Origin of the sequence: Amycolatopsis sp. cmx-8-4 (assembly GCF_046548675.1) — a bacterium.
GTDB lineage: Bacteria > Actinomycetota > Actinomycetes > Mycobacteriales > Pseudonocardiaceae > Amycolatopsis.
In genome coordinates this window covers 68,635-94,035 of the sequence record NZ_JAEBDZ010000016.1, presented here as the reverse complement: position 1 = coordinate 94,035, position 25,401 = coordinate 68,635, and the positions used below count along the sequence as shown (strand labels likewise).

Below are 25,401 nucleotides of genomic sequence, written 5' to 3'. Positions count from 1 at the left end.
TCGGGATGCGTGGCCCGTGCCGCCCGGCCTAGCCTCGGCGCATGGACCTGACCTGGCGTCCCCTCACACTCGACGACGACGCGGCCCTCGCCCGGCTCTACGCCGCCGCCGAGGAGGTCGACCGCACGGGTGAGCACTTCAGCACCGAAGACCTCCGCGAGGAGCTCGAAGGGCCCAACATCGACCTGGCCACGGCCAGCACCGGCGCCTGGGCGGACGATCGGCTCGTCGGCTACGGCCTCGTCCGCCGCCGGGACGCCGCGAACCCGGTGCACATGATCCGGCTCCAGTCGGTCGTGCACCCGGACCACCGCGACGACGCCGTCGGCGCGCACCTGGTCGAGTGGTTCACCCGGACGAGTAGTGCGGTCCACGAGCGTGCCTTCCCGGGCGCGCCGCTCGAACTGCACCACGGCAGCCACCAGAACGAGCGCTGGATCGCCGGGGTGCTCGCCGCGGCCGGCTACGAGCACCAGCGGACGATGGTGGACATGCGCGTCGGCCTCGCCGACCTGCCGCCGCAGCCGCCGCTGCCGGACGGCGTCGAGCCCGTGCCGTTCGACTTCGAGTACGACCTCGCGACGCTCGACGCCCGCAACGACACCTTCGGCGACCACTGGGGCAGCACCGCCTACGAGCCCGACGCCTGGCGCCACCTCGTCACCGGTTCCAAGGACTTCCGGCCCGACCTGTCGTTCCTCGTCCTCGACGGCGAGAAGGTCCTGGCCTTCGTGCTCAGCCACTTCTACGCGTCCGAAGCCGAGGCGACCGGCATCCGCGAGCACTACGCGACCTGGGTGGGCACCCGGGACGCGCTGCGCGGCCGCGGGGTCGCCTCCGGGCTGCTCGGCCACACCGTCCTGGCGGCGAAGGCGGCCGGGTTCGAGCGGTCGGCGCTGAACGTCGACGTCGACAACGCGCACCGGGCGCTCGGCGTCTACGAACGGTGCGGGTTCCGCGTCGAAGACGAATGGCACGTGTACGTCAGGCCGGTGGCACGAGGTTGAGCAGCTCCTCGCCCCGCGCGTACCGCCGCAGCTGGTCCGCGGCCAGCTTCTTGGCGCGCGGGTAGAACGACGCCGAGCCACCCGCGATGTGCGGCGTCAGGACGACGCCCGGGACCGTCCACAGTGGATGGCCGGCCGGCAGCGGCTCCGGGTCCACGACGTCGAGGGCGGCACGGAGCCGCCCGGCTCGCGTCTGCGCCAGCAGGGCTTCCGTGTCGATCGCCGTGCCCCGGCCGACGTTGACCACCAGGGCGCCGCCGGGGAGCGCGGCCAGCTCGGGGGCTCCGAGCAGGCCGCGCGTCGCCGGGGTGTCGGGCAGCACGAGCACCACGATGTCGGCCTCGGGCAGCAACGAGGGCAGCTCGGCGACGCCGTGCACGCCCGCGTCCGGACGCGCGCGGCTCGCCACCCTGGTCACCAGCGCTTCGGCCGCCAGCAGCTGACGCTCGATCGCCTGCCCGATCGAGCCGTAGCCGACCAGGAGCACCCGGCTGTCCGCGAGCGACCGCGTGTGCTCGCGGAACCACTCCCGGCGCTCCTGCTGGGCGAACCAGCGGGGCAGGTCCCGCTGGCTCGCGTGGATCAGCGCCAGGGCGTGCTCGGCGACGCTCAGGTCGTGCAGGCCGCGTCCGTTGGCCAGGCGGACGCCGGCGGGCAGCAGCGGGACCAGGTTCTCCACCCCGGCCGACAGGGCCTGCACCACGCGCAACGAGGGCAGGTCCTTGATCAGCCGCGGTGGCTCCGGTCCGCGGTCGTACGGCAGCACGTAGAACTCGACATCGTCGAGGGCCGGCGGAGGCGCGCCAAGACCGTCGTAATACGCGGCCTCGATCCCCTCCGGCACTTCGATGTCGGTCCACGGCAGCAGTACGCGAGCGCTCATGCCGCCAGTTCTACCCGCGTCGCCGCGGCGACGCGGAGTGGACCGGCAGCCGGGAACCACCCGTCGTGCGAACCGGACACGCAGAACTCGTTGCCCTCGGGATCCGAGAGCACCGTCCACGCGAAGCCCGGCACCTCGTGCTGCGCCTGCTCGGTCGCGCCGAGCGCTACCAGCCGTTTCACCTCCTGTTCCCGGTCTTCGGCACCGAGGTCGATGTGGACCCTGTTCTTGCCCGCGCGTGGTTCGGGCACCCGCTGGAGCCCCAGCGACAGCCCGCCCTCCGGTAGGGCGAGTTTCATGACCGGAACGCTAGCGAGCACCACCGACAAAAACGGGCGCTCGGCTAACCCGTTGGAGTCACGGCGGGGGGAGTGACTACCCTGAGCGGGACTTTCATACCCGCTTGGCGCAGGGAGCCCCGCAGTGATCACCAGGACTTCGTCGTTGTTCCTTCGCACGTTGCGCGAGGATCCGGCGGACGCCGAGGTACCGAGCCACCGGCTCCTGGTACGCGCCGGCTACGTCCGCCGGGTCGCCCCGGGCGGGTACTCGTGGCTGCCGCTGGGCCTGCGCGTGCTGCGCCGCGTCGAGGCCGTCGTGCGCGACGAGATGAACGCCATCGGCGCGCAGGAGATCCAGTTCCCCGCGCTGCTGCCGAAGGAGCCCTACGAGGCGACCGGCCGCTGGACCGAGTACGGCGACAGCCTCTTCCGCCTGAAGGACCGCAAGGGCGCCGACTACCTGCTCGGCCCGACCCACGAAGAGCTCTTCACCCTGACGGTCAAGGGCGAGTTCAGCTCGTACCGCGACTACCCCGTCACGCTGTACCAGATCCAGACGAAGTACCGCGACGAAGCGCGCCCCCGCGCCGGGATCCTGCGCGGCCGCGAGTTCGTCATGAAGGACTCGTACTCCTTCGACCTCGACGACGAGGGCCTCGAGCGCTCCTACCAGGCGCACCGCGCCGCCTACACCAAGCTGTTCGACCGCCTCGGCCTCGAGTACGTCGTGGTCAAGGCGACGTCGGGGGCGATGGGCGGCTCGGCGTCGGAGGAGTTCCTCGCGGTCGCCGAGACCGGTGAGGACACCTACGTCCGCAGCACCGAGTCGGGCTACGCGGCGAACGTCGAAGCCGTCGTGACGCCCGCGCCGGCCGCGCAGCCGACCGAAGGCCGGCCCGAGGCGCAGGAGCACCACACGCCGAACACGCCGACCATCGAGTCGCTGGTGAACTTCCTCAACGCGGCCGGGCTCGGCCGCGAGTTCACCGCCGCCGACACGCTGAAGAACGTCATGCTCAAGACGCGTCAGCCGGGTGCGAAGGAGTGGGAGCTGGTCTGCGTCGCGCTCCCCGGTGACCGCGAAGTGGACATGAAGCGCCTCGAAGCGTCGCTCGAGCCCGCCGAGGTCGAGCTGCTCGACGAGGCCGACTTCAAGGCGAACCCGTTCCTGGTCAAGGGGTACATCGGCCCGAAGGCGCTGCAGGACAACGGCGTGCGCTACCTCGCCGACCCGCGGATCGCGCCCGGCACCGCCTGGGTCACCGGGGCCGACAAGGCCGACCACCACGTCGTCGACCTGCTCGCCGGCCGGGACTTCACCCCGGACGGCACCATCGAGGCCGCCGAGGTCCGCGAGGGCGACGCGTCGCCGGACGGCCACGGCACCCTGGTCGCCGCGCGCGGCATCGAGATCGGGCACATCTTCCAGCTGGGCCGCAAGTACGCCGACGCCTTCGAGCTGGACGCCCTGGGCCCCGACTCGAAGCCGATCCGGATCACGATGGGCTCCTACGGCGTGGGCGTCTCGCGGCTGGTCGGCGTGCTCGCCGAGCAGAACCACGACGACCTCGGCCTGATCTGGCCGCGCGAGGTGTCGCCGTTCGACGTGCACATCGTCATCGCGGGCAAGGACGACGCGGTGCGCGCCGGCGCCGAGAAGCTCGCCACCGAGCTCGACACGGCCGGTCTCGAGATCATCCTCGACGACCGCAAGGCGACCCCGGGGGTCAAGTTCGCCGACGCCGAGCTGGTCGGCGTGCCGACCATCCTGGTGGTCGGGCGTGGCCTGGCCAACGGCGTCGTCGAGGTCAAGGACCGGCGCACCGGCGAGCGCGAAGAGATCGCGGTCGACGCCGTCGTCGAGCACCTGGTCAAGCTCGTCCGGTCGTAATGGGCCGGTTCCGGCGGCGTGACGAGACAACGCCGGGGTACGAGGACAACGCGGCGCTCCGCGGGTTCGGTGGTTACGAGCCCGCGGACGCGCCGCGCTTCCCGTCCGGCGGCTTCGGGACTCCACCGGCCGAAGCGCCCCACGTCGAGACTCCGCACATCGAGACCCCGCACTTCGAGACTCCGCGTGCCGAGCCGAAGCGGATCCGTCCCGCCGCGAAGCCGCCGAAGTGGCGACGCTCGTCGCGGGCGCCGTGGGTCGGGCTGGTCCTGATCGCGCTGATCGCCGGGGTGCTGAACGCTTTCGGCGTCGGCAAGCCGCACCGGCCGTCGTCGACGCCGGCGCCGTTACCGCCGCTGGTCGTGACGCCGTCGCCGCGGGTGACCGTGCCCGCCGCGGTGAGCGGCTGGCAGTCCGTCGCGGGCAAGGACGGCTCGTACGCCTACGACGTGCCGCCGAACTGGGAACCCGCGCCCACCACCGTGCACGGCTGGGAGAAGACCGGCGCGGCCCCGGGCATCACTCTCGTCACGAGCGCGTTCCTGGGCCGGAACTTCTGCCAGAAGAGCGATCTCGGCGGCGCGGGCGTCAAGACCGAACCCCTGGGAGAACCCGACGCCGCGGCCCGCAAGGTCGTGACCGACCTCGGCGTGAGCGCGTACAGCCCGGACAACGGGCCGCCGGCCGCGGTGACGCCGGACGCGGGCACGGACGCCCAGGTCACGAAGGCCGACGGCACCAAGGCGCCCGCCCGGATCGTCGTCGCCGACGTGATCCCGTCGGACACCGGGGAATGCGCGGCGAAGCACGCGGTGGTCGCGGCCATGGCCTTCACCGGCGCCGACGCCGTGACGTCGGGTGTCGTGGTGGCGTACGCGGACGCCGACCGTTCCGGGCCCACGATCCGCGAGGACCTGCTGGGGATCCTCAAGAGCTACCGGTTCGTCCCGGCGGCGGACCGCGGCACGATGACGCCGCCGCCGACCACCTACCGCTGAGTGCCGGGGTCCGGCGGGCCGGCCAAGGTCTGGGGCTGGACGACGCGGAGCCACAGTCCGGAGTGCTGGGTCGCGGCCGGGGGCTGTCGGGACCGTCGCGCGCTGGATCGCCATCCGGGCCGGCCGCCGGACCTGCATGGTCGTGGCCAGCACGTCTACGTCGTCAGCCGCCGGAGGATCCTTTTCCCGCAACGGATCAGCGTCCCCGAGAGCTACTGACCAGCTTCGCCAGCTCGCGCAGCCGGACGTCCGGCAGGTACGCGCGGCTCAGCGCCAGGCCGATGCGCGGCAGGTCGGCTTCGTCGCGGAACGCCAGGTACAGCGGGACGTGCCGCGGCTGGAACTTCGCCTTGAACGCGTGCAGCGAACGGAACCCGTAGTACGGCTCCATCACGCGGCCCAGCGACTCCAGCGTCCGGTCGATCGTGCGCGTGGGTGCCCCGCCGGCGCTGCGGGCCAGCGGAGCACCGGACAGCGAGACGAACCGGGCGCCTTCTTCGCGGAAGGCCAGGCAGGCCGACGCGATGAGGAACTCCATCACCGGCCGGAAGCCGTGGGCGCTGCGGCGCATGACGTCCAGCGTCCAGCCGCCGACCTTGCCCGCGCCCGTGTAGACCGGGAGCCAGGACGTCACGCCGTGGACGACGCCCTCGGCGTCCACCGCGAGGCCGACGCGGGTCGCCGGGTCCATCGCCTCGTCGAGGCCGCCGAGGGTGAAGCCCATCTCCGGCATGGCCTTGTCCGACATCCACTCCTCCGACAACGCCCGGACCTGGGCGAGGATGGGTTCCGGCTGGTCGGCCAAGCGGACCAGCCGGAAGTCGATGTGCTGCTTGGCGGCCTTGTTCAGCGCGGAGCGGACGTCCTGCCACGCCTTGCCGCGGAACTCGAGGCCGTCGAGGTCGAGCACGTTGTCCTCGGCCACCTGGACGTGCTGCCAGCCCAGCTCGCCGGTCGCCGCGACGGTGGCTTCGGTCGCCGAGAACACGCACGGCACCAGGCCGGAGTTCTCGCACATGGCGGCGAACTCGGTGACCGTCGCCGCCGCGGTGCCGTCCGGCGCGATCGGGTCGCCGAGGGCGACGGCGACCCCCGCGTGCCGGCGGTAGGCGAGGTAGGAGCGGCCGTCTTCGCGGACGAAGTACGTGTTGCGCGGCCACGTGGTCATCCACGACAGCGTGCTGCCGCCGTGCCGCCCGAGCAGCGTGCGGGCCATTGCCACCCCCGGGCCCTGGGCGTGGCGCCGCAGCCGGCGTCGCGAAGGCACCCGGAAAGCGTGACGCCCGGCGGTCAGGACGATCAGCTCGACCGTCCACAAGAGATTGTCCACGAAGAACAGCGGCAGGCCGGCGGTGTCGTAGTCGCCGCCGAAGACGTCGGCCAGGCCGATCAGGGTGGCGGTCGCGAGCCCTTGCAGCGTCACGAACACCGAGAGCGCGACGGCCCAGCGCCACGCGACCCGGCCGCCCTTGCGCAGGCCGTTGAGCATCGGCACCACCAGCAGGACGAGGATCGCCAGCTCCGGCGCCGTCAGCGAAACCCCTTCCGCGGACCCGAACGGGCCGTCGCCGGGCACCAGGAACATCACGACTTCGGCGACGGTGAGCAGCAGCAGGCCGGCGACGGTCAGCAGCCGCCACTCCCGCACGTTCGGCCCCGCGGTGTCGGTCGTGCCGCGCGGGCCGACCAGCCGTTTCCCGAGCGGGATGGCCAGCGCCAGCGCGAAGAAGTGGACGAGGTCGGCGAGCGTGCCGACGTAGATGATCGCGACGCCGGCGTACACGCACAGCCCGGCCCGCAGCCGCAGGCGCCACGGCGGCCGCAGCGTCGCGCTGGCGACCGCGACGGCGGCGAGCGCGCCGCCGGAGAACCCGACGTCGAGACTGCCCGCCATCCGCTCGGCCCACAGCCAGCCGGAGTTGCGGCTCAGCGCGAGGAACTGGGTGGCGACGAGCACCGAGACGAACTGGCCGCCGATCGTCACGGCCATCGCGCGCCGCGTCCCCAGCTGCCACTCGGCGAAGCCCGCGAAGAGCGCGAAGCTGCCGACCATCGGGAGGTAGTACCAGGGGATGACGGCGAAGAAGGGCCCGGTGAGCATCGTCCACCACCGGCCCACCTCCAGCGACGGCAGCCCGTAGGCGACGAACGGGTAGGCCGCGCGGTCTTCGGCGGCGCTCCAGAGCGCCCCGGTCGCGACGGCCAGCAAGAGCATGGCGAGGACGACGCTGCTGGTGAACGGCAGTCGTCGCCTCAGTACCGCGACCGTGCCGCGGATGCGTCCCCCTCCGGCGGGCAGGCCCGCCGACGCTGTTTCAGTCATGCTCAGAAGTCTGGCGAGCGCGGCCGCTCCGGACATCCGACGGCAGAGCGAGATTTCCCCTAGGGGAGTCCTCCTCCGGAGTGAGGGTCATCCCGGTCCCGAGGACGACGACCTTCGGGGTCGTCAGCCGAGAACGGCACTCCGGACGGCGTCCGTGTCGGCCAGGTCCGGCAGCACCGTGTGCGCGCCCGCCGCCCGTAGCTCCGCCGCTGGGTAGTGCCCGGTCGCGACGGCGACCGCGATCGCGCCGTGGGCGAGCGCGGCTTCGACGTCGCTCGGGGTGTCGCCGATGACGACCACGGCGTCGGCGGCGAACGGCGCCCCGTGCTTGGCCACCGCCTGCGCGACGGCGTGCGGGACCAGGTCCGGGCGGTGCGCCGAGAGCGTGCCGTAGCCGCCGATCTCCAGGTCGAGGTGCTCGTCCAGGCCGAACGCGGCGAGCTTGTGCCGCGAGATCTCCGGCAGGTTGCCGGTGACGAGGGACTGGACGACTTCATCGTGCCCGGCGAACGCGGTCAGCGCCGCCGCGGCGCCCGGCAGGGCCCGGCCGCTGGTCGGGAGGTGGACGACGGCGCGCTCCGACTCCGCGATCAGCGCCTTCCAGAGCGCTTGGAGCAGCTCCTCGGTCGGTTCGATGCCGTGCGCGGTGAGCAGGTCGCTGCTGATCGCCCGCTCGGTGCGGCCCCCGAAGTCGGGGTAGGTCTTCAGCTCGGCGCCGGTCGTCGCGGCCAGGGCCGCGGTGTACCAAGCGGCGCCGAGGCCGGTGTAGTCCACCAGCGTGTGGTCGATGTCCCAGAGCACCAGCCGCGTCTTCGTCACGAGTCCGAGGTTACCGGCGTCACTATTCAACACGCGTTGACTTCTTCGGCGACGACTCTTACCTGGAGATTAATTCAACGCCCGAAGAATAAGTGGAGGGTGTCATGACCGGTCCTGTCCGGCGCCCCGCCGGGGCTCTCGGCCGGCTCGAGTGGACCGTCGTGACCCGGCCGACGCGCGGAAGCTGTGGGAGAAGAAGGTCTACGGCGTGCTCGTCGCCGGGCTCGCGGTGACGCAGCCGGCGAAGCGCACCGGACGCACCCTCGGCGCGGGCGCCCGGCTCTTGCAGATCACCGGGGCCGGCGTGCTGATCACGGCCGTGGTGGCCGGGTTCTTCGCGCTGTCGGACGCCGCGCTGCCGCTGACCACCGGCGTCCTCGCCGCGACGGCGTTCGCCGCCGTGCAAGCCGGCCTGCTGCGCTTGCTCGAGCTGCGCGCGATGGCCGGGCTCGGCCCGCTCTACCTGGTCGCGCCCGCTGTCGCCGGGCAGGTGCCGGAGCTGCTGAACCCGGCCTACCGCACGCTGCTCTGGTCGTGGACGCCGTTCCGCTTCTCGGCCGAAGGCCTGCGCAGCCTGCTGCAGGGCGTACCGGACGCGCCCGACGTCATCGCCGGCGTCCGGGTGCTCGGTGCCCTGCCGGCCGCCGGGCTCGCGGTCGCGCTCTGGCCCGGCCGGTCAGCCCGCGAGGAAGCTGAACCGCACGCGGCGGACCGGGTTGTCGAGGTTGGTGTCCACTAGGCAGATCGACTGCCAGGTGCCCAGCGCGAGCACGCCGCCGAGCACCGGGACCGTCGCGTAGGGCGGCACCAGAGCGGGAAGCACGTGGTCACGGCCGTGACCCGGGCTCCCGTGCCGGTGCCGCCAGCGGCCGTCGCGGGGGAGGATCTCGTCGAGCGCGGTCAGCAGGTCTTCGTCGCTGCCCGCGCCCGTCTCGAGGATCGCCAGGCCCGCGGTGGCGTGCGGGACCCAGACGTGCAGCAGCCCGTCGTGCGCGTCCGCGTCGCGCAGGAACGACTCGGCCTCGTGCGTGAGGTCGTGGACGACGGCCTCGGCGCCGGTGCGGACCTCGATCTCGGTGGAGTACATGGACTCCAGCCTAAGGAGCGGCCACCAGTTCCGCGGGTTGCCGGGCCAGGGAGCCGAGGCGGGTGAAGGCAAAGACGGCCAGCCCCGCCAGCAGCACCGCGCCGGCGGCGTACGGGACCGTCGGCGAGATCTCGTACAGCCCGGTGCCCAGCAACGGCCCGCCCATGAACGCCAGCGCGCTGGCGGACCCGACCAGCCCGGCGACGGCGCCCTGCTCCTCGCGCGTCGCGAGCAACGTCGGCGCGGACATGAACCCCGGGGTGGCGAACCCCATCCCCGCCCCGAGCACGGCGACGCCCGCCCCGAGCAGGAGCCCGCCGGAAGCGACGGTCACCAGCAGCATCCCGCCGGTCATGACGACCGCGCCCACCCGGATGAGCCGCACCGGTGTCCACTTCAGCCGCGGCACGGCCAGCACCTGGACGAGGATGATCAGCCCGGCGCCGGCCAGCATGACCAGGCTGGTCACCCGGCTCGTGTCCGGCGCGGCCAGGCCCAGCCGGTCCTGCACCAGGAAGCCGACGGTCATGAGCACGATCGCGAGCGCGAGGTACAGGCCGAACCCGATGAGCAGGAACGGCCACATCCGCCGGTCGGCCGGGCTGAGCTTCACCAGGGGAGCGCGCACTTCCCGCGCCGGCGGCTTCGGCAGGCCGATCGCGACCAGCACGGCGATCACGGCCAGGACGACCGGCGCGACGTAGATCGGCACGGTCAGCCCGGCGAAGCTCAGCACCCCTCCCAGCGCCGGCCCGACCGCGAGCGCGAGCGCTTGTGCGGCACCGAACATCGACATCCCCCGCACCCGCTCGGCGGGTCCCGACGTCAGGTCGGCGATGTACGACTGCGCTGTCACCGGTGTCGCGGCCCACGCGAGCCCGAACACGACCCCGCGGGTGAGCAGCACCAGCGTGAACAGCACCGGCACCGCCAGGGTGCCGCCGAGCCCGAGCCGGGCGACGAACGCGAACGCCAGGAGCGCGATCGTCGCGCCGGCCAGGGAGATCAGCAGCACCGGCCGGTGGCCCCACGACGCGCCGCGACGCCCCCAGAACGGGCTCGCCAGCACGACGCCCGCCCCGCCGACGGCCCACACGGCGCCGAGCGCCAGCTCGCTGAACCCGAACTCGCGGGCCAGCGGCGGCAGGATCGGGTTCAGCATCTGCTGCCCCGCCATCAGCCCGAACACGGCGAGGCACACCACCAGAATGCCTCGCCGGTTCGCGCTCACGCCGCGGCCCGTTCGTGCTCGGTGCCCGACCGCGGCGTGATGGACAGCAGGCCGGCGGGCTCTTCGACGGCCAGCCGGTGCCACCGGCCGGGCGGGACGATGAACGACTGCCCGGCTCTCAGCGTGGTCACGGGCTCGGGCCCCTCGTCTCTCAGGTAGACGCGCAGCGCGCCGGCGAAGACGAAGAGCACCTCGTGCCCGTTCGGGTGCCGCTCCCAGTGGTCGGCGTGCACGGCGGTGTCGCTCTCGGCGTGGAACGCGCCGAGGCTCCACAGGCTCGCAGCGTCACCCGCCAGTGCTTCGCGGCGGTCGCCCGGGCCGGACGCCTCGACGACGCCGCCGGGTCGTAGGTGGATCATGGTCTTGAACAGGTCGTAGTTTTCGAACATGTTCCGAAAGTAGCACGCGCGCCGGACGGGTGTCGACCGGCATGATGGAAGGCATGCCACGACCCATCGGCCGTCCGCCGACGACCTCGCGCTCGCAGATCCTCGAAGCGGCGCGGGTGATCCTCGACGGCGAGGGCTGGCACAAGCTCACGGTCCGCCGGCTGGCCACCGAGCTGGGCGTCGGCGCGACGACGCTCTACCACCACGTCCGCGACAAGGACGACCTGCTGATCCAGCTGCTCGACTACTACGCCTCCCGGCTCAAGCGACCCGAAATGCCGGAAGACCCGCGCGAGCGGATCGTCGTCGCGGCGACCGTGATGCACACCGCGCTGGCCGCCTGGCCGGAGGCGGTGGAGGTCCTGACGGCCGACGACCTGCTCGGCGAGTCGGCCCTGTGGATGGTCGACGCCATCGTCGGCGGGGCGATCGGCTGCGGCCGGACCCCGGAGGAGGCCGTGGAGCTGTACCGGAACATCTGGTACTACACCGCGGGGGAGATCCTGGTCCGCGTGCGCGCCGCGCGGCGCGCCGCAGCGGGCCGGCCGCGCTACCGCGACACGGTTTTCGAGAAGCTGGACGCGACCCGGTTCCCCAGCCTCTCGGCGATCGGGGAGCGCTGGCCGGAGCTGGCCGAACGCGACACCTTCGCGCGCGGCCTACGCGCGTTCGTCGACGGGATGCTGGCTCAGGAGTCCAAGTAGCGCAACACGGCCAGCACCCGGCGATTGTCCCCTTCGGACGGTGACAGCCCCAGCTTGCCGAAGATCGACGTCACGTACTTCTCCACCGAACCGGCCGAGAGGAACAGCTCCGCCGCGATCGCGGAGTTCGACCGGCCTTCCGCCATCAGGCCCAGCACCTCGCGTTCGCGTGGGGTGAGCCCGCTCAGCGCGTCCGTCTGGCGCGTTGCCGCGAACAGCTGGCGGACGACTTCGGGGTCCAGGACGGTCTCGCCGTCCGCGACCCGGCGCAGCGCGTCCAGGAAGTCCGACACCTCGGCGACGCGGTCCTTCAGCAGGTAACCGACGCCGCCCGCGCGGTCGGCCAGCAGCTGCGACGCGTACTTCGTCTCGACGTACTGGGAGAACAGCAGGATCGCGCAGCCGGGCAGTTCGCCGCGCAACGCGATCGCCGCCCGCAGGCCCTCGTCGGTGTGCGACGGCGGCATCCGGATGTCCACAATGGACACGTCGGGCGCGTGCTCGGTCACCGCCGCGCGCAGGGTCTCGGCGTCCTTGACCGCGGCGACGACCTCGTGGCCGCGGAAGGTCAGCAGCTCCACGAGGCCCTGGCGCAGGATGGTGGAGTCCTCCGCGATGACGATCCGCATGCCGCCGACCCTAGCGGGGCAGCGGCACCCGCGCGGTCACTTCGGTCGGACCGCCGGGCGGGCTGGTCACGGCCAGCTCGCCGTCGACCGTCCGCAGCCGTTCGGCGACCCCGGCCAGCCCGCCGCCGGGCACGATCCGGGCCCCGCCCGCGCCGGCGTCGCGGACGAGCAGCCACAGCACGTCCCGGTCCTCGCGGATCTCGACCAGCGTCACGCCGCCGTGCTTCGCCGCGTTCGTCAGCAGCTCGGCGGCGCTGAAGTAGACGATCGTCTCCAGCGACGGCGGTGGCCGCCGGGGGAGTTCGACGGTGACCCGCGCGTCCATCCCGGACGTCGCGACCAGCGTCGCCAGCGCCACGTCGAGGCCCGCGTCCAGGGCCGCCGGGTGGATGCCGCGGGCGAGGTCCCGCAGCTCGGTGAGGGCCTGCTTCGCGTTGGCGTGCGCCGCGGTGACCAGCTGCCGGACCTGGGCGACGTCGAGGTCGTCGGCCTTCAGCTCGTCCTTGGCCAGCCCCAGTTTCATCGCCAGCGCCACCAGCTGGGCCTGGGCGCCGTCGTGCAGGTCGCGCTCGATCCGCCGCAGCCGCAACGCCGAGTCCTCGACCGCCGTCGCCCGGCTCGCCTCCAGGTCGCGGACGCGTTCGGACAGCACGCGCTCACCGAGCAGCCCGACCACGAGTAGCCGGTCGAGCGCGACGAAGGCGTGCACCACCCACGGCAGCGCCACCAGCACCAGCAGCCCGGACGCCGACCACGCGAGCGCGCCGGCCCAGCCCTCGGCGCGGATGCCGAAGACCGGCAGGTGCTGCTCGCCGAGCGGGAACCAGAGGAAGGCGTAGCTGGTCGCGGTCAGGCCGAAGAGCGTCGCGGAGAACACCGTGAGCAGGCCGGCGAAGCTCAGCGGGAGCCGCAGCAGCAGGTAGCCGGCCGTCCGCCAGCCCGCCGGGTCGCCGACGCGGGCCTTGACCCAGCTCCAGAGCCCGGGTTTGAGCTCGGGACGGCGCGGGGCGGGCACGCTCACGCCGAGCAGCACCCGCGCCAGCCAGCGATGGGCGGCGCCGAGGCCGCGGGCGTAGAGCAGGGCGCCGGCGAGCACGAGGAAGCCGATGAGCACAGGCGTCAGCCACAGGCCGAGCGCGAGCACGACGAGCACGCTGACCAGGGAGAACAGCGTCAGTGGAGCGGAAAGCCACAGCCACGCGTACTCGGCCCAGAAGTCCCGCGCGGCCAGCGGCCCGAACACCCGCCGCAGCGGGTGGGGACGGGGCAGATCAAGGCTGGTCACGGCTCCAGTCTCACCGGTCCGCCCCGCGCTGCCCATCCGGATTTCCCCCATGACCGGCGGGGGCGCCCCCGAATTCCACGCTACCCGGCGGCACCGACAGTTCCGGTTGCCGGAAAGCCGTGAGGGGCACCTTCAGGGACCTAGCGTCCCTGAAGGTGCCCCTCACGGCTTTGGTGAAGCGCGCGAAAGCCGCTTCGAGGACTCTGCAGCCCTCAAAGCGGCTTCGCGGAAACTCTCAGACGTCGAGTTCCGGGTCCTCGTGGTCTTCGCGTGCCTTCTGCGCCGCTTCGCGCATCTCGATGACGTCGGTGAGCCAGTCACCGGTCTCGCGGGCGATGTCGCGCACCGCGCCGGTGATGATGGTCGCGATGTTGCCGATGTGGGTCGCGGCCGACTCGGTGATCACCTGGACCGTATCCTTGCCGCTCTCGAACTGCCCGACCATGAGCATCGTCCTTCTATGCCGCGCGGAGTTCCTGGTCGCGCTCTACCGTAGCGCGTGCGCGCGGGGCGCCGTTCCACGGCAACGCGAGCTTCGTGAGCTTCTTCGCCACCGACCAGAGCTGCTTGTGCAGCGGGCCCGTGTGGTACGGCAGGCCGTACTTCTCGCAGAGCGCGCGCACCTCGCCGGCGATCTCCGGGTACCGGCGGGCCGGGATGTCCGGGAACAGGTGGTGCTCGATCTGGTGCGACAGGTTCCCGCTCATGATGTGGAACAGCGGGCCGCCGGTGATGTTGGCCGAACCGAGGATCTGGCGCAGGTACCACTGGCCGCGCGACTCGTTCTCGGTCTCCTCCTCGGTGAAGCTCTCGACGTCGGCGGGGAAGTGCCCGCAGAAGATGATCGAGAACGACCAGAGGTTGCGGACCAGGTTCGCGGTCGCGTTGCCGGCGAAGGTCAGCGGCGCGAGCGGGCCGGTCAGCAGCGGGAACAGCACGTAGTCCTTGCCGACCTGCCGGGACGCCTTCTTGACCATCTTCCGGACGACCCCGGTGGTGTCCGACCACGTGCGCTCGCCCTTGACGATCCGGTCGAACTCCAGGTCGTGCAGCATCACGCCCCACTGGAAGAACACCGCCAGCGCCACCGCGTACGCCGGGTTGCCCAGGTAGTACGGGTGCCACTTCTGAGCGGGGTCCATCCGCAGGACGCCGTAACCGATGTCGCGGTCTTTGTCGAGGATGTTCGTGTACGTGTGGTGGATGTAGTTGTGCGAGTGCCGCCAGTTCTCGGCGGGCGCCACGTTGTCCCACTCGAAGCGCTGCGAGCTCAGCGCCGGGTCGCGCGTCCAGTCGTACTGGCCGTGCATGACGTTGTGGCCGATCTCCATGTTGTCGAGGACCTTCGCCAGCGACAGCGCGCCGACGCCGGCGAGCCACGCGGGCGGGAAGAACCCGGCGAACAGCAGCGCCCGGCCGGCGACCTCGAGGCCGCGCTGGGTCTTGATGACGTTGTGGATGTAGTCGACGTCCTCCTGGCCGAGGTCCTCGACGACCCGCTGCCGAAGCGCGTCGAGCTCGCGGCCGAACTCCTCGACCTGGGCCGGGGTGAGTCGGTCCTGCAGACCGGTCATGGCGGTACTCCTTAAGCGTCGATCTCGACGTCCCCGACGGGGACGGAGATGCAGAGCTGGATCTCTTCGTCTTCTTCGCCGGAAACCTCGCCCGTCTTGGCGTTGCGGACGCGGCCGGCGGTCTTGAGCTGGGTGCAGGAGAAGCAGATGCCCATCCGGCAGCCGTGCTCCGGCGAGAGCCCGGCTTCCTCGGCCTGCTCCAGCAACGGCTTCCCGGAGTTGGCGCACTCGCGGCCGCTGCGCTTGAAGCGCACCTGGCCCTCGGCGTTCCCCGTGTCGAAGGTCAACGTGGGCGGCGTGAACTCTTCGGTGTGCACGCGTTCACCGAGCTGCTCGCGGACGGCGTCCATGAGCGGCTTCGGGCCGCAGACGAACGTTTCCGCGTCGCGGTACCACGGCGCGGCCTCCTCGAGGTGCGCTGGCGAGAAGAACCCGCGCAGGTCGCCGCCGGTCTTCGCGTGGGTGTAGGCGTGCACGACCCGCAGCCCGGGGTGCCGGGCGGCGAGCTCGGCCAGCTCCGTGCGGTAGAGCACGTCGGACGGGCCGTTCGAGTAGAGCAGGAACACGATCTCGCCGGGGTGACGCTCGTCGACGAGGGTGCGCGCCATGGCGAGCACCGGGGTGATCCCGCTGCCGCCGCCGATCAGCAGCACCCGCTCCGGCCGGGTGGCGGGCAGGGTGAACGTCCCGTCCGGTGTGGACAGTCCGACCACGGACCCGACGCCGATCTCGCGGTTCAGGTGCCCGGAGACCAGGCCCTGCTCCTTGACCGTGAACTCGAGTTCGCCGGTGTACTGCGACCCGCAGGGCGAATAGCAGCGCGTCCGGCGGACGCCGTCGATCGCCACCTGCAGGCGGACGTACTGGCCGGCGGTGAAGCCGGGCCACGCGCGGCTCGGCTGCACGGTGAGGGTGACGCTGTCGGGTGTCTGCTTCCGCACGGCCGTGACCAGTCCGCGGACCTCCCGGCGGACCAGCATCGGGTCGACGAGCTCGAGATACCGGTCCATTCCGTGGGGCGTGAGCAGCGCCTCGGCGAGCGAGGCGAGCCGGCGGACCCGCTTGGGCAAGAGCGCCGTCATCGGACCTCCTCGATTACAGTGAACGACTGTGCACTCAACAGTGCACGGCATGAGTGGACGACCTGTCAACGCGAGAGGCGGAGGATGTGACGTGAGCAACGCGGTGGACATCCGTACGCTGGACGACGTGCCCGAGGAGCCCGTAAGCCGTCAAGAGCGCAAGCAGCGCACGCGCCAGGCGTTGCTGGACGCGGCCCTCGAACTGCTCGCCGACCGCCCGTTCGCCAGCCTTTCGCTGCGCGAGGTCGCGAAAGGCGCGGGCCTGGTGCCGACGGCGTTCTACCGCCACTTCGCGTCGATGGAGGAACTCGGCGTCGCGCTCGTCGAAGAGGCGACCCGCACGCTGCGCGGCATGATCCGGTCCGCGCGCACCGACCCGGACACCTATCACGGGATGATCAGCGCGTCGGTGGCCACGCTCCACCAATTCGTGCGCGCCCACGAGGACCATTTCCGGTTCCTCACGCGCGAGCGGTACGGCGGCGGCCCGCTCGCCCGGGCCATCGGCGTCGAGCTGCGGATGTTCTCCGGCGACCTCGCGATCGACCTCGCCCGGTTCGCGACGCTGCGGTCCTGGACGACCGACGACCTGCACATGCTGGCCGACTTGATCGTTTCCGTGATGCTGGCGACGATTGTCGAACTGCTGGAAGCACGGCCCGGTGAAGATCCGAAAATCACCGGAATGGCGGAAAAACGGCTGCGTTTGATCTTGCTGGGCGTTCCGCACTGGAAGACTCGCTGAACATTTTCCGCACAACACCCGGATTACCGGACAACTGCGAGACTTCCGACTCAGGTCAGTGGGGACTGTCGGTCCGGCGTGGTACAACCCACGGATCGTTCCTCGCCGATGAGGAGGTCGTGTGGCGGACAGCGAACAGCATCAGCAGCTCACCGTGGGTGTGGTGACCGAGTCACGCCCCGGGGAGCGCCGGGTGGCCATGGTGCCGAAACTCGTCGGGAGGCTCGCGCAACGCGGTCTGCGCGTCCTCGTCGAGCCGGGTGCCGGGGCCGGGGCGTACCTCAGCGACGACGCGTTCATCCAGGCCGGCGCCGAACTCGGCGACGCCTGGAGCGCACCCGTCGTCGTCAAGGTGAACCCACCCGCGCCGGGGGAGGTCGCGAAGCTGGGCCGGGGCACCGTGCTCATCGGCTTCCTCGACCCGCGCGGCAACCCGGACGGGCTCGCGAAGCTCGAGGAGGCCGGTCTCCGCGCGTTCGCGATGGAGGCGGTCCCGCGGATCTCCCGCGCCCAGGCGATGGACGCGCTGTCGTCCCAGGCCAGCATCGGCGGCTACCGCGCGGTGCTGCTCGCGGCCCAGAAACTCCCGCGGTTCTTCCCGATGCTCACCACCGCGGCCGGCACCGTGCCCCCGGCGAAGGTGCTGGTGCTCGGCGCCGGCGTCGCCGGGCTGCAGGCACTGGCCACGGCGAAGCGGCTCGGCGCGCAGACCACCGGCTACGACGTCCGGCCCGAGGTCGGCGAGCAGGTCAAGTCGCTCGGCGCGCAGTTCCTCGACCTCGGCATCGAAGCGGTCGGCGAAGGCGGGTACGCCCGCGAGCTGACCGCGGAGGAGCGCGAGGAGCAGCAACGCCGGCTCACCGAGGCGATCACCCGGTTCGACGTCGTGATCACCACGGCGCTGGTGCCCGGGCGCAAGGCGCCCACCCTGGTCACCGCGGACGCCGTCAAGGGCATGCCCGCTGGGTCTGTCGTGATCGACCTGGCCGGGGAGAGCGGCGGCAACTGCGAGCTGACCAAGCCGGGGGAGGACGTCGTGGAGCACGACGTCACCATCTCGTCCCCGCTGAACCTGCCCGCCGAGATGCCTTCGCACGCCAGTGAGCTCTACGCCCGCAACGTCACCGAGCTGCTGGAACTGCTCGTGACGAAGGAAGGCGAGCTGAAGCTGGACTTCGAGGACGAGATCGTCGCCGGTGCCTGCGTGGCCGGGCGCGAAGGGAGCGTCGCGTGAGCCCACTCGTGCAGAACCTGGCGGTGCTCGTGCTCGCCGGGTTCGTCGGCTTCGCCGTCATCTCCAAGGTGCCCAACACCCTGCACACGCCGCTGATGTCCGGCACCAACGCGATCCACGGGATCGTGCTGCTGGGCGGGCTGGTCGTGCTCGGCCTCGGCGTCGACGGCGTGTTCAACAAGATCCTGCTGGTGATCGCGATCGCCTTCGGCACGATCAACGTCGTCGGCGGCTTCCTGGTCACCGACCGGATGCTCTCGATGTTCAAGGCCAAGAAGCCCGCACCCGCCGACGAGGAGGACGAGAAGTGACCGACTTCGTCGCGATCCTCTACATCGTCGCGTTCGCCCTCTTCATCTACGGCCTGATGGGCCTCACCGGCCCGCGCACCGCGGTCCGCGGCAACTGGATCGCCGCGGTCGGCATGGGCGTCGCGGTGCTCGCCACCCTGCTCACCCCGGGCATGGGCAACTGGCTGCTCATCGTCCTCGGCGTCGCGATCGGCGCGCTGGTCGGCGTGCCGTCCGCGCGCAAGGTCAAGATGACCGCGATGCCGCAGATGGTGGCGCTGTTCAACGGCGTCGGCGGCGGCGCGGTCGCGCTCATCGCGTGGGTCGAGTTCAACTCCACGGATGGTTACGCGCACGAACCCATGTACATCGCGATCGCGTCGCTGTTCGCCGCGATCATCGGGTCGATCTCCTTCTGGGGCTCGAACATCGCGTTCGGCAAGCTGCAGGAGCTGATCAGCGGCCGCCCGATCAGCATGGGCAAGCTTCAGCAGCCGATCAACGCGCTGCTGCTGCTGATCGCGCTGGGCTGCGCGGTGGTCATCGTCGCCGGCGGCGACTCCTGGCTGCTGATCGTCGGGCTGCTCGTCGCGGCGGGCATCCTCGGCCTCACCGTGGTGCTGCCGATCGGCGGCGCGGACATGCCGGTGGTGATCTCGCTGCTCAACGCGTTCACCGGGCTGTCGGCCGCGGCGATGGGCCTGGCGCTGGACAACACGGCGCTGATCGTCGCCGGGATGATCGTCGGCGCGTCCGGCTCGATCCTGACCAACCTGATGGCCAAGGCGATGAACCGGTCCATCCCGGCGATCATCGCGGGCGGCTTCGGCGGCGGTCCGGCGATCGCGTCCGGCGGGGGCGCGAAGGAAGAGCGCCCGGTGCGGTCGACGAGCGCGGCCGACACGGCGATCCAGATGGCGTACGCCAGCAAGGTCGTCGTGGTGCCGGGGTACGGCATGGCCGTGGCGCAGGCGCAGCACACCGTCCGCGAGATGGCGAAGCTGCTGGAGAAGAAGGGCATCACGGTCGAGTACGCGATCCACCCGGTCGCCGGTCGGATGCCCGGGCACATGAACGTGCTGCTCGCCGAGGCCGACGTGCCGTACGAGCAGCTCAAGGAGATGGACGAGATCAACTCCGAGTTCGCCCAGACCGACGTCGCGCTGGTGATCGGCGCGAACGACGTCACCAACCCGGCCGCGCAGACCGACCCGACCTCGCCGATCTACGGGATGCCGATCCTCAAGGTCAACGAGAGCCGGTCCGTGATCGTGTTGAAACGCGGCATGAGCTCGGGCTTCGCCGGGATCGACAACGACCTGTTCTACGATCCGAAGACCAGCATGCTCTTCGGCGACGCCAAGACGTCGGTGGGCGAGATCGTGGAGGAACTCAAGGCGTTATGACGAGCGGGTCGGATGTGCGTGCGGCGTTCACCGACCCGGCCGAGAACCTCGCGTTCGACGAAGCGCTCCTCCGGGTCGCGCCGGAGTCACCGGTCGTGTGGCTCTGGCGCAACCCGGTGTGCGTCGTGGTCGGGCGCGGCCAGCGGATCGCGCGTGAGGTGCACGTCGAGGCGTGCGAGCGTGACGGCGTCCCGGTGCTGCGGCGCGCGAGCGGCGGCGGCACCGTGTTCCACGACCCGGGCAACCTCAACGTCACGCTGGTCCTGCCGCTTTCGGGGGTCCGGGTGGCGGAGCCCCCGGCCGGGGCGAAGCCCCGAATGTCACAGCCCGGTCCGCCCGAGCGGCCCCTCGAAGCGCTCGGCCAGGTGATGAGCGCCGCCGTCGACCAGCTCGGGCTGGTGCCGCGGATCGGCGACCGCGGCCTGTTCGTCGAGGACGCGAAGCTGTGCGGCTTCGCCGTGTTCCGCACCAAAGGCGGGCTCCTGGCCCACTCGACGTTGCTGGTCGAGACGTCCGCCGCCCTCGTCGGCCGGTACCTGACGAGCGCGCCGCCGGACCCGCGCCCGCTCGACTCCCACCGCAGCCCGGTCGCGTCACTGGCCGACCACGGCCTCCGGCCCGGCTTCCCGGCGGTCGAAGCCGCGGTGCGCGCGGCGGCGTCGCAGCTGCTCGGGACGTTCGTGCCGCGCCCGCCGTCCGCGGCCGAGCTGACCCGGCAGCGGACTCTGCTGCACACCCGCTACCGCTACCCGTCCTGGCACGCGGACGGCGCCCAGCGCGCGGCCTGAAAGCCGTGAAGGCCCTTCCGTCTACTGTGGACTTACTTCTCGGCCGCCGAGAACGTCACGGTCGGCACCTTGCGGGCGGACGCGCGGGTCGTCTTCTTCGGCTCCGCCGTCTTCCGGGCGCGAGTGGGCTTCGCGGGCTCGGCGGCGGTGGTCTTCGCGCGGGTGGCCGCCTTCACCGGGGCGGCTTTGGCCGCGGCGGCCTTCGGCGTCGCCTTGGTGGCACGCGCCGGGGAGGCCTTCGTGACGACGGCGGTGCGACGTCCGGCGACCGGCTTCGCGGTCTTCGGGGTGGCCTTCGCACGCGGCTTCTTCGCGCCCGGGACGAGCCGCGGCCGGCGCTTGCGGCCACCACTGCGGCGGCCGGCGTCGGCGTAGCGCCGCAGGAGCACGCGCAGCGCCTCGGCGTTGGCGAAGGAGAGGTCGATGTCGTAGTCGATGCCGTCCAGCGCGAACCCGACGGTCTCCCCCGCGGCCTCGCCGGTCAGGTCATCCAGCACCCGCACAGCCGTGTTCCTGGCCACGACAAACCTCCCGTACTCGAACGTGTGATGCGCGGCACCCGGGATTCGGCGACACTCCGGGGCCGCCGACAGCTTGCGGCTTCCTGACGAGGATAGCCGTTGGCTTGCGTGATCCCGCGTGGTGGTGTGCGCTGATGCCATGTCCGGACAGACTTTTGACGTAGTGGTGATCGGCGCGGGCCCGGTGGGCGAAGTGGCCGCCGAGCGAGCGGCTCGCGGGGGCCTGAAGGTCGCGCTCGTCGAGCACGAACGCTTCGGGGGCGAGTGCTCCTACTGGGCCTGCATCCCGAGCAAGGCCTTGCTGCGGCCGGGAAATCTCCTCGCCGCGGCGAAACGGATCCCGGGGGTGCCCGTCGGCGACGCGGTCGACCCGGCACAGGTGTTCGCCCGCCGGGACTGGTTCACCGGCAAGGGCGACGACGCGGGCCAGGTCGAATGGGCCCGCGGTGCGGGCATCGAGCCGGTCCGCGGGCACGGCGTCCTCACCGGTGAGCGCGAGGTCACCGTGGACGGCGACCGCGTCCTGACCGCGCGGCACGCGGTGATCGTGTGCACCGGCAGCGTCCCGAACACCCCGAAGATCCCGGGGATCGACACGATCCGGCCGTGGGGTTCGCGCGAGGCGACGTCGGCCTCGGCCGTGCCGGCCCGGCTCGGCGTCCTCGGCGGCGGCGTGGTCGGCGTCGAGATGGCGCAGGCCTGGGCGACCCTCGGCGCGGAGGTGCACCTGGTGATCACCGGCGAGCGTCCGCTGCCGCGCAACGCGGAGTTCGTCGGCGACCTCGTGCTGGCTGGCCTGCGGGAGGTGGGCGTGTTGGTCCACACGATGTCGGGTGTCGAGCGCGTCGCCGCGGGTGAGAGCGGCACCGAGCTGACGCTGAAGAACGGCGAGGTGCTCGTCGTCGACGAGTTCCTGGTGGCGACCGGACGGCGTCCCGGCACGGCCGGGCTCGGCTTGGAGAAGTTCGGCGTCGAGGCCGGCGGCGCGCTGACCGTCGACGACACCGGCAAGGTGTCCGCAGTGGACGGTGACTGGCTGTTCGCGGCCGGCGACGTCACCGGCCGCGCCCCGCTGACCCACCAGGGCAAGTACGGCGCCCGCGCGGCGGGCGACACCGTGGCGGCGCTGGCGAAGGGCGAGAAGGTCGACACCTCGCCGTGGAGCCCGTTCACCGCGACCGCCGACCACCACGCCGTGCCGCAGGTGGTGTTCACCGACCCGGAGGTCGCCTCCGTCGGCCTGTCGGACGCCCGCGAGGGCTCGAACGACCGCGTCGTCGACATCGACATCGCGGTGGCGGGCTCGTCGTTGCACGCCGACGGGTACCAAGGCAAGGCGCGGATCGTCGTCGACACCGAGCGGAACGTGCTGCTCGGGGTGACGTTCGTCGGCCAGGACGTCTCGGAGCTGCTGCACTCGGCGACGATCGCGATCGTCGGCGAGGTGCCGCTCGACCGGTTGTGGCACGCGGTGCCGGCGTTCCCGACGATCAGCGAGGTGTGGCTGCGGCTGCTCGAGGCCTACGGGCTCTGAGCTACCGCGCGGGCAGGTCCAGGGCGGCCTTCGCTGCCCGGACCAGGCCGGGATCGTCCGCAGTGGACGGTCCCGGCACCCACACCGCCTGCACCACCCGGACGGACGTGCCTTCGAGCCGGCTGGTGTAGGCGGCGTTCTCGAACCGCGGCGCCGGCGTGCCCCACTTGCCGGTCTCGGCGGCGAGGTCGAGGATCCCGCCGCCGCCCGGAGTGTCGGCGACGGCCTTGAAGGCGGCGGCCTGCGCGGCGTCGGGGAAGGCGACGATGCCGATGGTCACCGCGCCGGCCCGGCCGTCGACGGTCGTGGCGTAGCTCGCCCGCCGCACGCCCGAGCAGCTGGTCTGCTGCAGGCTGGCCTGCGCGTCCCCGAAGGCGTGCGACGCGCACCGCTGGTCCCCGTCGGCGGCGCGCAGCGAGAACTGCAGGCTTTGCGCGGGAGCGACACTGGCCGGCTGCTGCGAGACCGGCCGGCCGGCGGGCGTCGGCGGCGAGGTGACGGGCGCGGCGGCGGTGTCGTCCCCGCGAGTGGCGACGACCACCGCGGCGACGACCAGCGCGACCAGCAACCCGATCGCCCCCAGCGGCAGCCACCGGACGGTCCGCGAGGTGGGCGCCGCGGGTTTCTGCCGCGGGGCGGGGCTCGGCCGGGAGTGCGGGTAGGACTCCGGCGGGGGAGGTGGGGCAGCCGTCGGGTGCGGGAGCGTCTCGGTGCTGGTGCTGGTGCTGGTGGGCGGGTCGAGGGACTCGGTCCGCTCGGTGTCCGCGCCCGGGCGGTAGAGCGGGATCTGGTCGGCCCCGGGGAAGACGGGCAGGGCCGTGAGGGGTTTGGCGAGGGTCTCGGTGCGTTCGGAGTCCGCAAAATCCGAAGAGGTCTCGGGTTCGGCGGATTTCGTGGGGCTGGTGCGGGTTGCGGCGCTCGAAATCGTCGCGGAGGTAGGTGCCGGGATGGAAACCGTGGAGGCTGTGGCGTCGGCGAAAGTCGCGGTCACCTTTTGAGCGGTGGCCGGAGCGGTGCCGCCTCCGGTGGACTGCGCAGCGCCAGAGGCCACGGACGTGTTTTGCGCGGCGGCAGCGGACTGCGCCAAGGCGGAACCGTTGGCGGCGCCAGGCTCGGCGGCAGATTTTGTGGCGCCGACGGCCGCGACGGTGTGTTGAGCCGCGGCGGGAGTCTGCGCCGGGGCGGAAGTGGTGGGCTCGGCGGTGGTGTCCGAAGTCATCGCGGAGGTCTGCGTCGGAGCGGGATCCGTGGGTGTGCTGGTCGCCGCGGCTGTGTTCTGGGCCACGGCAAGGGTCCGTGCCGGGGGAGAACTCGCCGAAGTGTCGGTCTCGGCCGCGGATTTCGTGGTGTCGGGAGCAATCGCCGATTCCGAAACCGTTGCGGAAGCCTTCACCGGGGCGGAATCCGCGGACACGCTGGGCTCGGCGGACTTTGGGATGCCAAGAGTGCCAAGGCCTTCGGCTGCGGCGGAGTCTGTGGCCGTGCCGGGCTCGTCCGCGGGTGCAAGCCTCGGGCTCGGCGCGCGATCCTGGGTGGCAGTCGCGTGATCCGGTTCGACACTCGCGTGATCCAGGGCGGAACTCGCGGGCTCCGACTCCACGCTCGCGCGCTCCGAACCGGAACTTGCGTGATCGGGCGCGGAACTTGCGTGATCCACGCCGGAACTCGCGTGATCCAGGACGTGATCGGCCTCGGCCGGCGTTGCCGGCGGGTCGGCCAGTTGCGTTCGGCCACTTGCAGTCGGCGTCACCGGGGTCTCGGTTCGCCAGCCCGCGGGTGGCCGGGCGGTGGCCACGGTCGCGGCCGACCGGGGCGCAGTGTCCCAAAGGGACTCCGGCGGCGTGTCGTCACTGAACCGGCTGAATCCCTCACCCAGCAGGATTTCGTCCGAGAAGTCGGGCACGTCGGGGGCCAGGCCGCGGATCAGCGCGCGCACCTGGTCGACCGAACGGGGGCGGTGGGCCGTCGCCAGGGAGACCGCCGCCGCCAGCATCGTCGTCGGGGTGGGGTGCAGGACCCGCACCGGGCCCGCCAGGTCGCTCGCGGGCTGGTCGACCGTCTCCACGTACGGGCCGACCGCCACGATCGTGCCCACCGGCGCCGTGCCGGGGACCAGTTCCGCGATGCGGCTTTCGCACACCTGGGACAGGTCCAGGGCCTCCGTCGCCGGGTTGATCGCGTCGTCGTCGGCCACCAGGGGCCAGCCGTCGGCCTTCCATTCCGCGCCCAGCGGGGCTTCCAGCCGCAGCGCCGGGTCCGGCAGGTCGACGCCGATGACGATGATCACGCCGTGGGGCAGCAGAACCACCGCCTCGACCGGGCGATCCGTCACCGTCCCGACGCCGATCAGCGCGATCCCGCCGACGACGGTGCTGCCGCGGCCCAGGGACGCCAGCGCCGCCCGGATGTCGTCCGCCACCCGGGACTGCTGCCGCTCGAGGCGCACCAGTCGCACCGAAATCTCCCCTGCTCGTCGTTCCGGAGCATCACGCTAGCGCGCCCGGTCGTATCCGAGGCGCGACACGGGGACGACGCGGCCGCGTCCCACCGAAAGTGGTGCTGCGGGTGACTTGTGGTGTTCATGTGGCCAAACAGCACGGTTGGGGTGCAGAATGTGCTACAACGCATCGGAGGCGGTATTCGGGAGCCGCACTGAGGCCACGCAGCTCGATTTCAGGGCGTAGGGGAAGACGTCCCTCG

General features: G+C 71.9%; 23 protein-coding genes and 2 pseudogenes. 11 read left to right on the top strand and 14 right to left on the bottom strand.

Translation table 11 applies throughout. The features are described from left to right. Positions 1-41: 41 nt before the first annotated feature. A complete protein-coding gene (locus ACLJQZ_RS30260) occupies positions 42-1,007 on the top strand; it encodes a GNAT family N-acetyltransferase (protein ID WP_410623256.1) in 966 nt (321 codons plus the stop codon). Here ACLJQZ_RS30260 and ACLJQZ_RS30255 read toward each other — a convergent pair. Together ACLJQZ_RS30255 and ACLJQZ_RS30250 are read right to left on the bottom strand one after the other, a co-directional pair. Further along, positions 985-1,890, bottom strand: a complete 906-nt coding sequence (locus ACLJQZ_RS30255) for a 2-hydroxyacid dehydrogenase (RefSeq protein ID WP_410623255.1) — start codon at positions 1,888-1,890, stop codon at positions 985-987. The genes ACLJQZ_RS30260 and ACLJQZ_RS30255 overlap by 23 nt on opposite strands. Before the next feature lie 65 nt (positions 1,891-1,955). Further along, positions 1,956-2,174: pseudogene (locus ACLJQZ_RS30250) on the bottom strand (VOC family protein); the annotation flags it as partial. Positions 2,175-2,313: 139 nt separating this feature from the next. Between ACLJQZ_RS30250 and ACLJQZ_RS30245 the strand changes: the two are divergent. Together ACLJQZ_RS30245 and ACLJQZ_RS30240 are read left to right on the top strand one after the other, a co-directional pair. Beyond that, on the top strand, positions 2,314-4,062 hold the full coding sequence (locus ACLJQZ_RS30245) for a proline--tRNA ligase (protein WP_410623254.1): 1,749 nt from the start codon (positions 2,314-2,316) through the stop codon (positions 4,060-4,062). Further along, on the top strand, positions 4,062-5,060 hold the full coding sequence (locus tag ACLJQZ_RS30240) for a hypothetical protein (protein WP_410623253.1): 999 nt from the start codon (positions 4,062-4,064) through the stop codon (positions 5,058-5,060). Before ACLJQZ_RS30245 ends, ACLJQZ_RS30240 begins: the two co-directional genes overlap by 1 nt. 196 nt (positions 5,061-5,256) lie before the next feature. Here ACLJQZ_RS30240 and ACLJQZ_RS30235 read toward each other — a convergent pair whose 3' ends face one another. Together ACLJQZ_RS30235 and ACLJQZ_RS30230 are read right to left on the bottom strand one after the other, a co-directional pair. Continuing rightward, entirely contained in the window at positions 5,257-7,383 is a 2,127-nt protein-coding gene (locus ACLJQZ_RS30235; protein ID WP_410623252.1) for a bifunctional lysylphosphatidylglycerol flippase/synthetase MprF, read from the bottom strand. Between the two features lie 123 nt (positions 7,384-7,506). Next, a complete protein-coding gene (locus tag ACLJQZ_RS30230) occupies positions 7,507-8,202 on the bottom strand; it encodes a haloacid dehalogenase-like hydrolase (RefSeq protein ID WP_410623251.1) in 696 nt (231 codons plus the stop codon). Between the two features lie 205 nt (positions 8,203-8,407). Between ACLJQZ_RS30230 and ACLJQZ_RS30225 the strand changes: the two are divergent. Next, positions 8,408-8,941, top strand: a pseudogene (locus tag ACLJQZ_RS30225) (ABC transporter permease); the annotation flags it as partial. Here the strand turns inward: ACLJQZ_RS30225 and ACLJQZ_RS30220 are convergent. The 3 genes from ACLJQZ_RS30220 to ACLJQZ_RS30210 are packed head-to-tail and all read right to left on the bottom strand — an operon-like array spanning position 8,879 to position 10,909. Beyond that, entirely contained in the window at positions 8,879-9,289 is a 411-nt protein-coding gene (locus tag ACLJQZ_RS30220; RefSeq protein ID WP_410623250.1) for a secondary thiamine-phosphate synthase enzyme YjbQ, read from the bottom strand. The pseudogene ACLJQZ_RS30225 and the gene ACLJQZ_RS30220 overlap by 63 nt on opposite strands. A gap of 10 nt (positions 9,290-9,299) precedes the next feature. Further along, a complete protein-coding gene (locus ACLJQZ_RS30215) occupies positions 9,300-10,520 on the bottom strand; it encodes an MFS transporter (RefSeq protein WP_410623249.1) in 1,221 nt (406 codons plus the stop codon). Beyond that, the gene (locus ACLJQZ_RS30210; protein ID WP_410623248.1) at positions 10,517-10,909 is read right to left on the bottom strand and encodes a cupin domain-containing protein; all 393 of its coding nucleotides are present in this window, start codon (positions 10,907-10,909) and stop codon (positions 10,517-10,519) included. The genes ACLJQZ_RS30215 and ACLJQZ_RS30210 overlap by 4 nt, the downstream gene beginning before the upstream one ends. A gap of 53 nt (positions 10,910-10,962) precedes the next feature. Between ACLJQZ_RS30210 and ACLJQZ_RS30205 the strand changes: the two genes are divergently transcribed. Further along, complete coding sequence (locus ACLJQZ_RS30205; protein WP_410623247.1) at positions 10,963-11,613, top strand: TetR/AcrR family transcriptional regulator; 651 nt, start codon at positions 10,963-10,965, stop codon at positions 11,611-11,613. Here the strand turns inward: ACLJQZ_RS30205 and ACLJQZ_RS30200 are convergent. The 5 genes from ACLJQZ_RS30200 to ACLJQZ_RS30180 form a co-directional block, all read right to left on the bottom strand. Beyond that, entirely contained in the window at positions 11,598-12,242 is a 645-nt protein-coding gene (locus tag ACLJQZ_RS30200; RefSeq protein ID WP_326947256.1) for a response regulator transcription factor, read from the bottom strand. The two genes, ACLJQZ_RS30205 and ACLJQZ_RS30200, sit on opposite strands and share 16 nt — an antisense overlap. Positions 12,243-12,252: 10 nt before the next feature. Then, positions 12,253-13,563 carry a sensor histidine kinase gene (locus tag ACLJQZ_RS30195; RefSeq protein ID WP_410623246.1) on the bottom strand — a complete coding sequence of 437 codons (1,311 nt, stop codon included), beginning with the start codon at positions 13,561-13,563 and terminating at the stop codon, positions 12,253-12,255. A 199-nt stretch (positions 13,564-13,762) separates the two neighbouring features. After that, the gene (locus tag ACLJQZ_RS30190) at positions 13,763-13,972 is read right to left on the bottom strand and encodes a hypothetical protein (RefSeq protein ID WP_410623245.1); all 210 of its coding nucleotides are present in this window, start codon (positions 13,970-13,972) and stop codon (positions 13,763-13,765) included. A gap of 13 nt (positions 13,973-13,985) precedes the next feature. Beyond that, on the bottom strand, positions 13,986-15,101 hold the full coding sequence (locus ACLJQZ_RS30185) for a fatty acid desaturase family protein (RefSeq protein WP_247062532.1): 1,116 nt from the start codon (positions 15,099-15,101) through the stop codon (positions 13,986-13,988). An 11-nt stretch (positions 15,102-15,112) separates the two neighbouring features. Further along, positions 15,113-16,183 (bottom strand): ferredoxin reductase, encoded by a 1,071-nt coding sequence (locus ACLJQZ_RS30180; protein ID WP_410623244.1) that lies wholly within the window; start codon positions 16,181-16,183, stop codon positions 15,113-15,115. Positions 16,184-16,274: 91 nt separating this feature from the next. Here ACLJQZ_RS30180 and ACLJQZ_RS30175 point away from each other — a divergent pair, with 91 nt between their 5' ends. The 5 genes from ACLJQZ_RS30175 (at position 16,275) to ACLJQZ_RS30155 (ending at position 20,646) form a co-directional block, all read left to right on the top strand. Then, a complete protein-coding gene (locus ACLJQZ_RS30175; RefSeq protein ID WP_326947260.1) occupies positions 16,275-16,928 on the top strand; it encodes a TetR family transcriptional regulator in 654 nt (217 codons plus the stop codon). Positions 16,929-17,049: 121 nt separating this feature from the next. After that, on the top strand, positions 17,050-18,162 hold the full coding sequence (locus tag ACLJQZ_RS30170) for a Re/Si-specific NAD(P)(+) transhydrogenase subunit alpha (protein WP_410623243.1): 1,113 nt from the start codon (positions 17,050-17,052) through the stop codon (positions 18,160-18,162). Then, complete coding sequence (locus ACLJQZ_RS30165; protein ID WP_247062553.1) at positions 18,159-18,473, top strand: NAD(P) transhydrogenase subunit alpha; 315 nt, start codon at positions 18,159-18,161, stop codon at positions 18,471-18,473. Before ACLJQZ_RS30170 ends, ACLJQZ_RS30165 begins: the two co-directional genes overlap by 4 nt. After that, entirely contained in the window at positions 18,470-19,858 is a 1,389-nt protein-coding gene (locus ACLJQZ_RS30160) for an NAD(P)(+) transhydrogenase (Re/Si-specific) subunit beta (protein WP_410623242.1), read from the top strand. The genes ACLJQZ_RS30165 and ACLJQZ_RS30160 overlap by 4 nt, the downstream gene beginning before the upstream one ends. Beyond that, positions 19,855-20,646, top strand: coding sequence for a lipoate--protein ligase family protein (locus ACLJQZ_RS30155; protein WP_410623241.1), 792 nt, complete (start codon positions 19,855-19,857; stop codon positions 20,644-20,646). The genes ACLJQZ_RS30160 and ACLJQZ_RS30155 overlap by 4 nt, the downstream gene beginning before the upstream one ends. A gap of 32 nt (positions 20,647-20,678) precedes the next feature. On the opposite strand, the gene ACLJQZ_RS30150 is transcribed toward ACLJQZ_RS30155, so the two are convergent. Next, positions 20,679-21,167 (bottom strand): histone-like nucleoid-structuring protein Lsr2, encoded by a 489-nt coding sequence (locus ACLJQZ_RS30150; RefSeq protein ID WP_410623240.1) that lies wholly within the window; start codon positions 21,165-21,167, stop codon positions 20,679-20,681. A gap of 139 nt (positions 21,168-21,306) precedes the next feature. Here ACLJQZ_RS30150 and ACLJQZ_RS30145 point away from each other — a divergent pair, with 139 nt between their 5' ends. Further along, positions 21,307-22,701 carry a dihydrolipoyl dehydrogenase family protein gene (locus tag ACLJQZ_RS30145; RefSeq protein ID WP_410623239.1) on the top strand — a complete coding sequence of 465 codons (1,395 nt, stop codon included), beginning with the start codon at positions 21,307-21,309 and terminating at the stop codon, positions 22,699-22,701. A 1-nt stretch (position 22,702) separates the two neighbouring features. On the opposite strand, the gene ACLJQZ_RS30140 is transcribed toward ACLJQZ_RS30145, so the two are convergent. Then, positions 22,703-25,156 carry a hypothetical protein gene (locus tag ACLJQZ_RS30140; RefSeq protein WP_410623238.1) on the bottom strand — a complete coding sequence of 818 codons (2,454 nt, stop codon included), beginning with the start codon at positions 25,154-25,156 and terminating at the stop codon, positions 22,703-22,705. Positions 25,157-25,401: the final 245 nt, after the last annotated feature.

Bases quoted from the DNA above. Each gene is read 5' to 3' on its own strand.
- ACLJQZ_RS30145 (WP_410623239.1), top strand. From the start codon at position 21,307: ATGTCCGGACAGACTTTTGACGTAGTGGTGATCGGCGCGGGCCCGGTG.
- ACLJQZ_RS30190 (WP_410623245.1), bottom strand. From the start codon at position 13,972: ATGGTCGGGCAGTTCGAGAGCGGCAAGGATACGGTCCAGGTGATCACC.
- ACLJQZ_RS30205 (WP_410623247.1), top strand. From the start codon at position 10,963: ATGCCACGACCCATCGGCCGTCCGCCGACGACCTCGCGCTCGCAGATC.
- ACLJQZ_RS30195 (WP_410623246.1), bottom strand. From the start codon at position 13,563: ATGGGCAGCGCGGGGCGGACCGGTGAGACTGGAGCCGTGACCAGCCTT.
- ACLJQZ_RS30240 (WP_410623253.1), top strand. From the start codon at position 4,062: ATGGGCCGGTTCCGGCGGCGTGACGAGACAACGCCGGGGTACGAGGAC.
- ACLJQZ_RS30235 (WP_410623252.1), bottom strand. From the start codon at position 7,383: ATGACTGAAACAGCGTCGGCGGGCCTGCCCGCCGGAGGGGGACGCATC.
- ACLJQZ_RS30180 (WP_410623244.1), bottom strand. From the start codon at position 16,183: ATGACGGCGCTCTTGCCCAAGCGGGTCCGCCGGCTCGCCTCGCTCGCC.
- ACLJQZ_RS30210 (WP_410623248.1), bottom strand. From the start codon at position 10,909: ATGTTCGAAAACTACGACCTGTTCAAGACCATGATCCACCTACGACCC.
- ACLJQZ_RS30200 (WP_326947256.1), bottom strand. From the start codon at position 12,242: ATGCGGATCGTCATCGCGGAGGACTCCACCATCCTGCGCCAGGGCCTC.
- ACLJQZ_RS30220 (WP_410623250.1), bottom strand. From the start codon at position 9,289: ATGTACTCCACCGAGATCGAGGTCCGCACCGGCGCCGAGGCCGTCGTC.
- ACLJQZ_RS30255 (WP_410623255.1), bottom strand. From the start codon at position 1,890: ATGAGCGCTCGCGTACTGCTGCCGTGGACCGACATCGAAGTGCCGGAG.
- ACLJQZ_RS30155 (WP_410623241.1), top strand. From the start codon at position 19,855: ATGACGAGCGGGTCGGATGTGCGTGCGGCGTTCACCGACCCGGCCGAG.
- ACLJQZ_RS30260 (WP_410623256.1), top strand. From the start codon at position 42: ATGGACCTGACCTGGCGTCCCCTCACACTCGACGACGACGCGGCCCTC.
- ACLJQZ_RS30185 (WP_247062532.1), bottom strand. From the start codon at position 15,101: ATGACCGGTCTGCAGGACCGACTCACCCCGGCCCAGGTCGAGGAGTTC.